Source organism: Psychromonas sp., from assembly GCF_047632995.1.
Classification (GTDB): domain Bacteria; phylum Pseudomonadota; class Gammaproteobacteria; order Enterobacterales; family Psychromonadaceae; genus Psychromonas.
Genome location: NZ_JBLIEK010000107.1, coordinates 1 through 12,552, shown reverse-complemented (window position 1 = coordinate 12,552; position 12,552 = coordinate 1). Strand labels below are relative to the sequence as shown.

The window sequence follows — 12,552 nt, the reverse complement described above, 5'->3', positions numbered from 1 at the left end:
TGGCCAGCTCTGCTGCCCGCTTATCCTTCTCTTCGTTTTGAAAGCCAAGCTCCTTGTTGGCAATGGCCAGCTCTGCTGCCCGTTTACCTTTCTCTTGGTTTTGAAAGGCAAGCTCCTTGTTGGCAATGGCCAGCTCTGCTGCCCGTTTATCCTTCTCTTCGTTTTGAAAGGCAAGCTCCTTGTTGGAAATGGCCAGCTCTGCTGCCCGTTTATCCTTCTCTTCGTTTTGAAAGGCAAGCTCCTTGTTGGCAATGGCCAGCTCTGCTGCCCGTTTACCTTTCTCTTCATTTTGAAAAACAATCTCCTTGTGGGCAATGGACAACTCTACTGCCCATTTAACCTTTTCTTCATTTTGAAAGGAAAATTCTGTGTTGGCTAATTCTGCTAGACTGAGCTTTATATTATCACTGATCATTGTAATACCTGCGTCGTCATCTTGTTTAGACTATGAAACAACTGCATAGCTACTATTTAGGCCCGGAATCACAAGAATAGCAACAAATAGCCACAAAACAATACGCAAACCACATAAAGATCAATAAATTATACCGGCCAGGGGTTTTTACAAGATTCACAAAATACCTTTATAGGTAAATAGCGCTTTTTTATATGTAAATAGCTGCTTCACCATCAAACCAACAGATAAATAGTGCAAAAGTTCTAACTTGCTTTGTGCCCTTTTCTATTGACACCTGCAATCAAGGAGAGCCATGCACTTGGAAAAATCCATAAGATCGACATTGTTTATTCCGTAAATAATTAAGCACCACAGCTAGCGAAATTTATTGATCAGAGATTGCGCAGTCTATTTATGAATACGTCGCCACTGGTCGTATGGCTCGGCTGAAAAACTAAAAGTGCATCGGATCTGTCTTAATCGCAAAAATACACTGAGTTGACGAATACGATCAACAATCCATTGCGTTGGGTTTGATCGGCTTTGTGGTGAGCAATATCTCGGCAACTTTATTGATGATGCCAATCTTTCCAAAATATGTACGGCTGAAGCCAGAGGAGACTAATATGACGGGTAAAGTATTCATAACCAAGGATTAAAACATGCTATGAAAGTGGCGATACTGCAAAGCAGTAGATGCCCTGAAATGGTAAACATGCAGGTAAAGCTATCTCATCTCAACTTTCTGGCGGAGAACAACAACGAGTGACTATCGCCCGTGGTTTGGTTAATCGCTCTCAGTCAATTAGTAACAGAGACAAAAAAGGTCATCATTAGACAACCTGCAAATAATTGGTATTACGTATTTTATGTGAGATCCCGCAGTAATTTTATTCCGAAATATAATAATGATTAAGCATGCTCACTTTCATTAATGTCATTGATAATGGTTTTTTTAATATCAGTAACATCCGACGGCGAAAAATCCATATGGTATTTCTTCTTGATCCCATAGTTTGTTAACGTGTAATGGTGTGTAGATTCTATATTATATCGTGAAAGACAATTTTCCACGCAATGCAAAGGACAACCATCTAATGATATTATTTTTCGGCCAGATTTTGCTTTTTTTACTAAAGATTTTACTCCACCACCTACCCCCGCTATACAAGACATCTCAGCCACTTGCTCACGGTCTAATTCAATGGCTACCTGGTTTGCCAGTTGAGCGATATTGGAGCAGCCCGAACATGAGTATATTAAGGGCAACTTATTGCTATAGTCTTGTTTCATAGAGAGATCCGATTTTAAAAATTAATTTGTGAGACCAGCACTTCATTAAGAGGCTAAAAATGGTATCAAGTTTACTAATCCTTTTTTTGAAACATAAGAATGTAATGATCTGGACATCCTGTAATATCGAAATTAATAACCTTGAACCCAGATTGTTGCACTTCATTTATTGCCATATCTGGAGACACACGAGCATGACTGCCTTTAAAATCAACAAATACTAATCGAGTATGACGTTTAACTTGTTGAAATAAATTACGCAGAAATGCACAACGATCATTTATAAATCGGTATGTATTCGCAACAAAAACCATATCTACATCAGGTGGAATACAAGGATCATCCATTACAGATTGAACAATACCTACATTATTAAAGCTATCGTGACTAAATCGATTTTTCAGATATATCACCATATTAGGCTCACAATCAATGGAGTAGACTTTCCCATTGGCAAGAGTCTGAGAAAAAATATTTGAAAAATATCCTGTCCCAGCACCGACATCAGCTATAACCATATCGGCCTTAAGTTGTAAATTTTGTATTATATAAGATGTTTTTTGCCATTCTTCTCGGTTTTCACCATCAAATATCTCTTTTAGTTTTTCGGGATCTGAAAAGCTGATTGCCATTGTTATTCTCTTAATAAGTGTAATTTTTGAAAAACAGAGTAACAAATTTATTGTCACCGATAACTGCTGTTTGTTGTCTGATTTAACCGTACTTCTTTATACTTCAGCCACCACAACTCTTCCTTTTCGTTATACGTTTTCCTGGGTAACCTTGGCCATCGCTAGAGAGTGTTCAAATTTACAATATACTCTCTGCGCTACATGAAGCTTGTAAATCTGTCGCTTCAAGTAGTTTGAGTATCAAGACTGTGTCTTTGGTGGCCGTATAGGAAATTATTTTTTATGATACATAGCTTGATCTGTTTTATCTTTATCGGACCAGAAATTAATATTGAACTGTGCATCAGGGCTTAGTTCAATGCGGTGCCAGTAGAGCGGAGGACTGGTAGCAAACTGCCCCGCTTTAATTACTACTTTAACCTCAGGCTCGGTTGCTTCGCTGTCTGCAAAACCAAAATAAGTTACCACGCCTTCCATAACAGCTAACTGCCCAAAAACGCCTTCTGCGGTGTTATGGTGGTTTAGTAACGCCTTGGGCACATTCTCATTGGTGAAAAAAGGGGTTGAACGTTGAATTGTCCAGTTTGCTGGAATACGTTGATGAGTCATAATTTTCTCCTAAATTTATAAGTTTGCAGGGCATTACTTAATAAGCCCTGATTATTTTCCAATTTTAAAGATTCGCAGGCAGCAATCTCAGCAGTGGGAAGGCATTTTTCATATGACCTTCTGTTACCACAAACCCCACCATCTCTTTCTTTTCGTTATACGCTTTTACCGAGCAACCTTGCCCATCGATATCAACCTGCCAGGAGGCAACATCGATAACAGTATCACCGCCCAATTGAATAGGCATTCGTGGTGTTTTCACTTTAACCAGCATTGCCGGCAGCTTTAAATCTGTTGGCTTATCTAGCAAAGTTTTAGCTAACGCATTGGCGCTTAGCAGAATCGGCTGAAGATAGGCCATCACCTTACCGTTAATTTCCGCGCAATCTCCCAGTGCATAGACATTGTTTGCCGATGTCTGCAATTGTTGATTAACCAGCAGTCCATTTTTAACTGCCAAACCGGATCTTTTTGCCAGCCCTATATTTGCCCTTAATCCCGCAGCAGAAATCACACAATCCACAAGGTGGGTATCGCCTGAACTCAGTATGGCAGAAATGGCTGATTCAGTTTTATTTAGCGAGTTAATGGTTCGACCTAATTCAAAAACAATGCCTGCTTCAACCATCTTTTTTTGTAATGCATTAGCAATCAGATCCGGCAGCATATTTGCCATCAGGGCTTTGCTGGGATCAACCACCACAACACTTTTACCGCTGCTGGCAAGATCCATCGCAATTTCAGTGCCGATAAGTCCGGCACCGATCACCAATATACGCTGTGCGCTTTGCAGCTCTAGCTGCGCGTTTTCAAACTCGCGCAGACTGTTTAAGGTGATCACATCGTCAATCGCATTACCCTGCATCGACGGAATATATGTTTTTGCGCCGGTGGCTAAAACAAGTTTGGCATAGGGATAGGCTACACCTTTAGCACAAACTTCCTGTTTATCAGTGTCGATGCTCTCCACCTCAGTGAAAGCGTGCAAAGTAATATTATTCTCAACAGAAAATGCCAGTCCGGACATACGGATCAGATCCGCGCTGCTCTGCTGATTACTAAAGACATGGCTGAGATCGGGTTTATTGTAATCGTGACCTTCGTCGAGGGTAAAAACCGTGATTTCCTGATTTTTATCCGTACGCCGGATGGTCTTAATTAATTGGTAAGCGCCAAAACCGCTACCAATAATAATAACGGGTAGACTCATGAGACTTTCCTGTCTTCAGTCGGGACAAAAACATCTTTGCCCAGCGCACATTCCGGACATAAGAAAGTATCAGGCAGTTCATCCCATGGCGTACCCGGCTCAACGTCTTGATCAGGCTCGCCGGTTGCAGGTTCATAGATCCAATTGCAGACAGTGCATAACATGTTTTGTGAATCACTGAATTGACGATCACTGTCTACTGATTCGCTTACGGGTCCCGCACTGATTGGATTCGGAGTTTGCACAACCTGTGCAACTTTGGCCGATGAAATGGATTTAATCTTGCTCAGATCTTGCAACGCCCAGTTTTTTGCTACTTGGCGACCATGCTCTCGACATTCACGCATCGCTTTACCATCGGGTTTCCATTTTGTTTTTAAACCAACTATCGTTTCAAAACCGGCATCGGTAAGGCGGGTATGGATGCGATCTACAGCGCCGCCGTTCCAGCCATAACTGCCAAAAGCACCGGCTTTTTTATCCTTAAATCGTAGCCCGGAGATCTCTTCTAGCATCGCCGCAATCTGCGGCATCATTACATTATTCATGCTTGGCGATCCCACCAAGATCCCTTTAGAACGAAAAACATTGGTTAAAATTTCATTTTTATCCTGACGGGAAACGTTAAACACTTTAACTGCAACAACAGGATCGACATCATGGATCCCCTGTGCAATCGCATCAGCCATCATGCGCGTATTATTAGACATTGAATCATAGAAAATGGTAATGCGATCTTCCTGATAACTATCAGCCCACTGTAAATACTGATGAATAATCTGCGTCGGATCATCACGCCAAACTACGCCATGAGAGGTCGCTATCATATCAACTGGCAGGTTAAAGCTAAGCACCTCCTTAATTTTAGCGATCACCAGTGCACTAAAAGGAGTTAAAATATTGGCGTAATAACGTAAACTTTGCTCATGTAACTCATTCTGATCAACCTCATCATTAAACAGGTGTTCGTCACAGTAATGCTGGCCAAATGCATCATTACTGAACAATACTGCATCATCAGTCAAGTAGGTCATCATACTATCAGGCCAGTGCAACATCGGCGCTTCAACAAAAATAAGCTGTTTACCATTACCAATATCAAGCGTATCACCGGTTTTAACCACATTAAAATTCCACTCCGGATGGTGATGCAACCCGGTAATAGAATCAATGGCATTTTCGGTGCAATAGATAGGCGTATTAGGAATTTTAGCCATTAATGCCGGCAATGCACCAGAGTGATCCTCTTCTGCATGATTTATAACGATAAAATCAATCTTATCCAGATCAATTTCCATCTCAAGATTTTGAATAAACTGTAAACTGAAACGATGGTCAACGGTGTCAATGAGCACATTTTTTTCTTCTCGAATAAGGTAACTATTGTAACTGGTGCCTTTGGTTAATTTAAATTCCGTACCGTGAAAATTTTCTACTTCCCAGTCACGTTGACCAACCCAATGAATATTATTTTTAATGTGAATTGTCATATTTACACCTGAATTATTTAAAAAAGAATTAAAAGTTAATTACTACAACTGCAGGTCACGTGCCAAGTTTTAAAGCATTGATTTTAAATGACTTTAATTTAAAACCTGTTGTTTGGTGTCATTATGACAACTATTAATCTGTGTCAATTTAACAATGCAAATGTCATAATGACAACAAGTGATAATTTTAAAAAGCAGATAATAATATGAATAATAAACATCAGGCATTAACACAATTAGCCATTGATCTGACCAATAGTGTCTCCAGTCAGGATAGATTTGAGCGCCTGCTTTCTATTATCCGCAAGCTGTTTAAGTGTGATGCATCGGCACTGTTAGCTTTTCAAGAGCAACAATTTTCCCCACTGGCTATCAATGGACTTTATGACGAGGTATTAGGACGTCGTTTCAATATTCAAGAGCATCCCAGATTAGAGGCGATCGCCAGAGCCGGCGATATTGTACGTTTTCCGGCAGACAGTAAATTACCCGATCCCTATGACGGACTTATTGTGAATCATAAGGGAGAACTAAATGTGCACTCCTGTATTGGCTTACCACTGCTTGCTAACGATAGTCTAATTGGTGCACTGACTATTGATGCATTCGATCCCCATCAATTTGCAACATTCACTAATCAAGATCTGCGTATTATTAGTGCCCTTGCAGCAGCAAGTTTGCATACCTCACTGTTAATGGAAAAACTGGAAAACCAGGCGGGCATGTTTAGCAATATTGATCCGCGTGATGCTTTTGTGCAGCAACCAACCGAGATGATCGGGCATTCTCAGGGCATCTTAGATCTGCAGTCACAGATTAAAGCGGTCGCAGATACCGAACTATCGGTACTGATCACGGGTGAAACAGGTGTCGGCAAAGAGCTGGTCGCTTCATCACTCCATGCGCAGTCCGCGCGCTGCAAAAACAGCTTAATCTATTTAAATTGTGCGGCATTACCGGAGTCGGTGGCAGAAAGTGAGCTATTCGGACATGTAAAAGGTGCATTTACCGGCGCAATAAGCGATCGTAAGGGCAAGTTTGAGCTGGCCAATAACAGTACATTATTTTTAGATGAAGTTGGCGAACTGCCACTCTCTCTACAAGCCAAACTATTACGTGCTTTACAATATGGCGATATACAAAGGGTCGGTGATGAGCAAAGTTTAAAAGTGAATACCCGTATTGTCGCGGCAACCAACCGAGCCTTGCATGAAGAGGTAAAAGCGGGACGTTTTCGCGCCGATCTCTACCATAGATTAAATGTGTTTCCTGTGCATGTCCCGCCGCTAAGAGAGAGGGGCAATGACGTGGTTTTATTATCGGGATTTTTTGCCGAGCGCTGTCGGGGGAAACTGGGTTTTGCAAACTTATCGATTGATCCCGCCGCCATTAATATTATCCAGAATTATCCTTGGCCTGGTAATGTGCGTGAATTAGAGCATGCTATTAATCGTGCTGCGGTAATTGCCAAATCACAAACAACCGGCTCCTATCTGCGCTTAAAACCTAGCCATTTCCAGCTCAGCAGTGAGAATATGCCACAACTAGAAATCCCCCAAGAAATAGAACAATTACAGAATAATCAAGACAGAAAAGATGCAGGACTCCGTGAGGCCACTAATGATTTTCAAGCGGCAATGATTAAGCAAGTATTTAAAGAAAACAATAATAATTGGGCGTCAACAGCAAGACTGCTTAAAATTGATACCGGTAATCTACACCGTTTGGCGAAAAGACTTAATTTAAAGTAAATCTGATCATACTGTTTTTTATTTATACCTAAATGACTTGAAGATGCGGGGATTAGCATCCTATATCAGCGTCTTTTAACAATGAAAATGATCGTTTCGTTTCTTTATGTAATCAGCAAATAAATTGTTTGCCTTGAGCGAAAACTAACACAAATGGAGAATCTTAACAGGCAGAAAGTACTAACCGCTTTGTGCCCTTTCCACCTCAAAAAACTAACCCGCTTTCGGGAAAAAACGAGCATAAATACCCTTCTAGCCAAGATAAAGCTAGTTGCTAACGCCCGAAAACGACGTATAAAAAAATTGATTACCAAAAAAGACAAAAAAAAAGATCCTCCCCTTAACCGCTAATAGGTTTCCCCTGATTTTAATTCACGATTTTATCTAGAGTTTTGCGTCACCTTGCAGGTAATATTTAGCCATGTACCAATTCATTATATAAATTAGATGGTTAACAATGGATTTAAAAATGAGATAGATGGCACCATAATCCCCACCTAAAATCACGTTTCCGTTAGAATAAAAGAGAAGTTGTTGATTGTATTATGATTGGGAGATATTGTGATAATTAATTTAAATAAGATAGGTATCGCCACATTTCGTGATCAGTGATTCCTATAAAGCTGTTAGGGTTTCAATATGATTGTATTACTAAATGGCTCTATAAATTCAGGCAAAACAACAGTCGCAGAATCAATTGTTGAGCGCTCAATTAATTTTGCTCATATTGAAGTTGACGCGTTGAGAGATTTCGTAAGATGGATGCCTCTCGAAGAAACGATTGAACTCAACATTAAAAATGCAATTGCTGTAGCAAAGAATTTTCATGAGAACGATATAAATTCAGTCATTTCGTATCCATTAAGCGAAGATAATTTTAATTATATAAATGAGCTATTACTTGATTCTTCTATAGAAGTACACGCAGTGGCTCTTTACCCCGGCATAGATAAGCTAAGAACAAACAGGGGAATGAGAGAGCTTACTGAATGGGAAGTCCGGCGAGTTGATGAACTTCATGAAATGGGGTTAAGCAGGCCATGTTTTGGAACTGTTATTGATAACTCAGAACAAACTATAGAAGAAACAACTGATAGTGTTTTACAAATCGTGGGTATGAAAAAAACCTAACAAATTGCTGCACGCAGACTCGATACAGTTGTCGCGGTTTTTGCTAAAAGAAAAGACAGCACCAACTTACTCGCCGGTGAGCAAGGCGTTATGGTGCATAAGGAAACAGTGTGAATATCATTAAAGGTGACTTGATAAAATTAGCTATTGAAGGACAATTTGATGTCATCATTCATGGTTGTAATTGTTTCTGTACAATGGGAGCTGGTATAGCTAAAGCAATTAAATCGGAATTCCCTGAAGCATATCAGGTTGACTTAAAATCGGGTTATGGAAATCGAGAAAAGCTTGGATCTTATTCAAGTGTTACGGTTAATAAGAACGGTAGAGAAATAACAGTTATTAACGCCTATACACAGTTTCATTGGCGTGGGAGAGGTATTAAAGTTGACTATGATGCACTTAAAAGTGTGTTTCAACTTGTTAAAAAAAACTATGCTGGTAAGCGAATTGGTTATCCGTTAATAGGGGCTGGCTTAGCTGGCGGTGATTGGAATGTAATATCTCAGATTGTCGACAATGAATTAGAGAATGAAAATCATGCATTGGTGCAATACGCACCATACAAGGCAATTAAATCGGACGCATAACGGTTGTCGCGGTTTTTGCTAAAAACAAAAGCCAGCAAAAACATCGCCAATCTACGCGCCGTTTATTGCAGGCGTTAGGTAACAAAGGAGATATTATGAATTCAAAAGACTTAATTGAAAATATCGATAAAATAGAAGAGTCTCATACATATCAATCTGGCTTTAAAGGTGTAATTGATGAATCAGGTAAAGCTTTGACAACCATAGGTCAAGCTGTAAATACTGTATTACTACCAGTTCATGGCATGATTTGGGGAGGCGATAAGATAAAAAACTGGCTGAATGAACGTATTGCAAAAAAATTAGAATTAGTACCTATTGGAAATGTTATTTCACCAAATCCGCATATTGCAGGGCCAGCAATAGAAGCGCTTAGATTTACCGCTCAAGAAGAAGATCTTCGTGAAATGTTTGCTAGCTTATTAGCCAATTCGATTAATTCAGAAACAAGCGGTAATGTACACCCTGCTTTTGTTGATATTATTAAATCAATGAATAAAAATGATGCCATTACTTTACGTGAATTAGCAAGTGAGTCAGCTATTGCAATAATAGATATTGGTATAATAAATTCTAAGAATTCCTCGATTAATTATGTGGCAAGAAATGTATCTCTACTAGGTAAGTCAGAAAATTCAGATCAACTTTGGTGTTCAATACGTTCAATAGAAAATATTGAGAGAATGGGCCTTTGCACAGTTATCAAATCGGCGGCACTATCTGATGAAAATTTATATATAAAAATTGAAGAAGACGAAGTTATAAAAGAAATTATCGAACATCATTCCGTTAATAAAAGTTTCTCTCCACGAATAGATAAAGGTGCTTTGGAAATAACTCAATTTGGGAAAATGTTTGTGCATCATGCATTACTTAACAAATTGCTGCATTCGGATAAGATACAGTTGTCGCGGTGAGCAAGGCGTTAGCTGCCTACGTCTGGCATGGAGTATAATTAAAAGTGATTGAAAAGTATGAAAATGAGCTTTTAGCATTCGCTCAAAAAGAAATGAGTCAAGATCCCGCTCACGATATTAATCATGTGTTGCGTGTTGTAAAAACAGCAAAGGATTTATGTCATCAAGAAAAAGGTAAATTGAAAATCGTTTTGCCAGCCGCTTACCTCCATGATTGTTTTTCCTTTGCAAAAAATCATCCAGATAGAGCACATAGCTCGAAAATAGCGGCAGATAAGGCGATTGAATTTCTAAAATTAATTGGCTATCCAAGTGCATACCTAGATGATATTCACCATGCCATCACGGCACATAGCTATAGTGCAAATATTAAACCTCGGACATTAGAGGGGGAAATAGTTCAAGATGCAGATCGACTCGATTCTTTAGGTGCAATTGGTATAACACGATGTTTGCAAGTTGGCGCCTCTCTTGAAATGCCTCTATATAGTAATTGTGATACATTTTGCAAGCAACGCTTACCTGATGACCGTAACTATACGATTGATCATTTCTATGTAAAGTTGTTTAGCCTTGCCGATAAGATGAATACAGAATCAGCAAGAATAGAGGGGAGGCATCGAACCAAATTCATGCGAGAATATCTGCAGCAGTTAAAAACAGAAGTATAAATACAACTAACAAGTCAAAGTACCGGACGATGATCTTCCCCCGCTTTAACGGACACCTAAATCTAATTAAAGATTAAGTCTTTACGCTCGCTTTTGGAGAAACCGAGCGTAAATAACTAAAAGATTCCAAGTCGCTTTGTCCCATTCAGAGTTAGAAGATTGAGTCACGAACGCTTCCAAAGCGTGCCAGAAACTTACTAAAATATGACCAAAATTACTCAGCCACAGCAACGATAATATGTGGCACTGTGGAAAATCACTTTGTTAGCGATTCTACAAAACTAGGTAGGTCTTCCGTTTTATAACAGGCATCGTGTTTATCAATATCACTTCTGTTAACTAAAACAGTACGCATTCCTAAGGCTTTTGCAGTGGAAATGTTTGATATCTGATCATCGTAAAAAGCAGCATCAGAGGCTTCAAAACCAAAGTGTTGGCAAATAGTATTAAATGCATGTGGATCAGGCTTCATTTTGTAACCGGTCAGCTCTACACTAAAAATACCATCAAAACAGTCATATAAATCAATATGTTTTAAGACTCTTGTCGCATAAGGCAGTGGCGAGTTGGTAAACACATAACGTGATTTTTTAAATGCATGTAATGCGTTTTTAAGCTTTGTTGCTTTTTCAACCTTATCTAAATTAACCTGATGAGAGAACTCAGAAAATTTATTAAGATCGACACTTGGATAATGTAATTGAATCCCTCTTATCGTACCACCATAACGTTGATAATAGCTGTTACACAGCTGATTAGATTCTTCAATGGAAATAGCTAGCTCATTGCTAATAAAACTGCGCATTCTAGGGGCTATTTGCTCTAAAATAGCATTTTTAGGGGGATACAAAGTATTATCAAGGTCAAATAGATGGACATCACGCTCTAATAATGGGGTCAAAGGATTGCCTCTTTGTTTATCGGTAAATTGGATACTATCACTATTTCTTTCAAAAGCTCAAGGTAGTGAAATGACAGTTATTGTCATTCGTTGAGGGCGTAATAATAATATTTTCTATCTCGCTTTACGCCTTATAGCCTGTTAACTTGCGCCATGAATTTGTGACACTGCTTAGCTTCTGTTAATTGTAATATCAGAGATATACCCGCGTTCAGTACTTGTCAGCGCATGCTTCAGCATAGTTGCCGCCTCTTCCGCGGGCATAAACGTTGAAGTATCCTGGTCTGCGCCGCTGGTTTTCCAAAAATCAGTCGCCATCCCGCCGGGGTAAACCGCGATAAGTTTCATTGAACAGCCCTTCAACTCAAGGCGAACAGACTCAACCAGCCCCCGTACAGCCCATTTGACCGCGCAATAGGTAGATTCACCGGCTTTAGCCGCCTGCGCCGCGGTCGACATGACAATCACGACATTGACTTTATGGTTCCGATAGCGCCTAACTAACTCACGTAATAAAAAAATCGTTGCTGTCAGGTTATTCTCAATAAGACTATTAATTTCGTCCGGCGCCTGCTCTTCGATCGGGCCAAAATACCCACTCCCCGCACAATGAATAACAGTATCCGGAATTTGCTGCAAAGAATCCAGCAAAGCCGAAACTGAAACAGGATCACAAAGTTCGGCTGGCTTTACCTGCACCTTTCCCTGCATTTTTCCAGCGACCTGTGCAAGGCGCTGCTTACTGCGTCCGGTAATCGATAGCTGTATTCCATCGGCGTTATAAAGACTAGCCAGAGCAGCACCCAAACCGCTACTGGCGCCTGTAATTAAAATCATAAAATTCCTTTAATAAAAGATAACATGCTGATGCAGATGACTCTGATTAAGTCTGCTTTTTACTTATAAGTGGACTGAAGCCTGAAGAATCCCCACAGGAAACTAGGGTAAGCGCTTGATATT

12 protein-coding genes and 2 pseudogenes are annotated in these 12,552 nt (G+C 39.8%); 6 read left to right on the top strand and 8 right to left on the bottom strand.

The window, feature by feature from the left end:
• Positions 1-415: pseudogene (locus ACJAT7_RS14955) on the bottom strand (GGDEF-domain containing protein); the annotation flags it as partial.
• A gap of 708 nt (positions 416-1,123) precedes the next feature.
• Between ACJAT7_RS14955 and ACJAT7_RS14950 the strand changes: the two are divergent.
• Positions 1,124-1,192: pseudogene (locus ACJAT7_RS14950) on the top strand (ABC transporter ATP-binding protein); the annotation flags it as partial.
• Positions 1,193-1,309: 117 nt separating this feature from the next.
• On the opposite strand, the gene ACJAT7_RS14945 reads toward ACJAT7_RS14950, so the two are convergent.
• The 5 genes from ACJAT7_RS14945 to norV all read right to left on the bottom strand — a co-directional run bounded on the left by ACJAT7_RS14945 (position 1,310) and on the right by norV (position 5,631).
• A complete protein-coding gene (locus tag ACJAT7_RS14945; RefSeq protein WP_415227602.1) occupies positions 1,310-1,690 on the bottom strand; it encodes a putative zinc-binding protein in 381 nt (126 codons plus the stop codon).
• A 74-nt stretch (positions 1,691-1,764) separates the two neighbouring features.
• A complete protein-coding gene (locus tag ACJAT7_RS14940; protein WP_415227601.1) occupies positions 1,765-2,322 on the bottom strand; it encodes a class I SAM-dependent methyltransferase in 558 nt (185 codons plus the stop codon).
• 273 nt (positions 2,323-2,595) lie between these two features.
• Positions 2,596-2,931, bottom strand: a complete 336-nt coding sequence (locus ACJAT7_RS14935; RefSeq protein ID WP_415227600.1) for a DUF1971 domain-containing protein — start codon at positions 2,929-2,931, stop codon at positions 2,596-2,598.
• A 64-nt stretch (positions 2,932-2,995) separates the two neighbouring features.
• A complete protein-coding gene (norW, locus tag ACJAT7_RS14930; RefSeq protein WP_415227599.1) occupies positions 2,996-4,141 on the bottom strand; it encodes an NADH:flavorubredoxin reductase NorW in 1,146 nt (381 codons plus the stop codon).
• Positions 4,138-5,631, bottom strand: a complete 1,494-nt coding sequence (gene norV / locus ACJAT7_RS14925) for an anaerobic nitric oxide reductase flavorubredoxin (protein WP_415227598.1) — start codon at positions 5,629-5,631, stop codon at positions 4,138-4,140. The genes norW and norV overlap by 4 nt, the downstream gene beginning before the upstream one ends.
• Positions 5,632-5,837: 206 nt before the next feature.
• Between norV and norR the strand changes: the two genes are divergently transcribed.
• The 5 genes from norR to ACJAT7_RS14900 all read left to right on the top strand — a co-directional run bounded on the left by norR (position 5,838) and on the right by ACJAT7_RS14900 (position 10,691).
• Complete coding sequence (gene norR, locus ACJAT7_RS14920; protein WP_415227597.1) at positions 5,838-7,382, top strand: nitric oxide reductase transcriptional regulator NorR; 1,545 nt, start codon at positions 5,838-5,840, stop codon at positions 7,380-7,382.
• Positions 7,383-8,021: 639 nt separating this feature from the next.
• On the top strand, positions 8,022-8,513 hold the full coding sequence (locus ACJAT7_RS14915) for a hypothetical protein (protein ID WP_415227596.1): 492 nt from the start codon (positions 8,022-8,024) through the stop codon (positions 8,511-8,513).
• A gap of 110 nt (positions 8,514-8,623) precedes the next feature.
• Entirely contained in the window at positions 8,624-9,103 is a 480-nt protein-coding gene (locus ACJAT7_RS14910; protein ID WP_415227595.1) for a macro domain-containing protein, read from the top strand.
• Between the two features lie 95 nt (positions 9,104-9,198).
• Positions 9,199-10,020 carry a DUF4393 domain-containing protein gene (locus ACJAT7_RS14905; protein WP_415227594.1) on the top strand — a complete coding sequence of 274 codons (822 nt, stop codon included), beginning with the start codon at positions 9,199-9,201 and terminating at the stop codon, positions 10,018-10,020.
• 44 nt (positions 10,021-10,064) lie between these two features.
• Positions 10,065-10,691: an HD domain-containing protein gene (locus ACJAT7_RS14900; RefSeq protein WP_415227593.1), complete on the top strand. Its 627-nt coding sequence runs from the start codon at positions 10,065-10,067 to the stop codon at positions 10,689-10,691.
• 256 nt (positions 10,692-10,947) lie between these two features.
• On the opposite strand, the gene ACJAT7_RS14895 is transcribed toward ACJAT7_RS14900, so the two are convergent.
• Both ACJAT7_RS14895 and ACJAT7_RS14890 read right to left on the bottom strand, forming a co-directional pair.
• Positions 10,948-11,592, bottom strand: coding sequence for a pyrimidine 5'-nucleotidase (locus ACJAT7_RS14895; RefSeq protein WP_415227592.1), 645 nt, complete (start codon positions 11,590-11,592; stop codon positions 10,948-10,950).
• 171 nt (positions 11,593-11,763) lie between these two features.
• Entirely contained in the window at positions 11,764-12,429 is a 666-nt protein-coding gene (locus ACJAT7_RS14890) for an SDR family NAD(P)-dependent oxidoreductase (RefSeq protein ID WP_415227591.1), read from the bottom strand.
• Positions 12,430-12,552: the final 123 nt, after the last annotated feature.

Bases quoted from the DNA above. Each gene is read 5' to 3' on its own strand.
- ACJAT7_RS14945 (WP_415227602.1), bottom strand. From the start codon at position 1,690: ATGAAACAAGACTATAGCAATAAGTTGCCCTTAATATACTCATGTTCG.
- ACJAT7_RS14940 (WP_415227601.1), bottom strand. From the start codon at position 2,322: ATGGCAATCAGCTTTTCAGATCCCGAAAAACTAAAAGAGATATTTGAT.
- ACJAT7_RS14935 (WP_415227600.1), bottom strand. From the start codon at position 2,931: ATGACTCATCAACGTATTCCAGCAAACTGGACAATTCAACGTTCAACC.
- norW (WP_415227599.1), bottom strand. From the start codon at position 4,141: ATGAGTCTACCCGTTATTATTATTGGTAGCGGTTTTGGCGCTTACCAA.
- norV (WP_415227598.1), bottom strand. From the start codon at position 5,631: ATGACAATTCACATTAAAAATAATATTCATTGGGTTGGTCAACGTGAC.
- norR (WP_415227597.1), top strand. From the start codon at position 5,838: ATGAATAATAAACATCAGGCATTAACACAATTAGCCATTGATCTGACC.
- ACJAT7_RS14915 (WP_415227596.1), top strand. From the start codon at position 8,022: ATGATTGTATTACTAAATGGCTCTATAAATTCAGGCAAAACAACAGTC.
- ACJAT7_RS14905 (WP_415227594.1), top strand. From the start codon at position 9,199: ATGAATTCAAAAGACTTAATTGAAAATATCGATAAAATAGAAGAGTCT.
- ACJAT7_RS14890 (WP_415227591.1), bottom strand. From the start codon at position 12,429: ATGATTTTAATTACAGGCGCCAGTAGCGGTTTGGGTGCTGCTCTGGCT.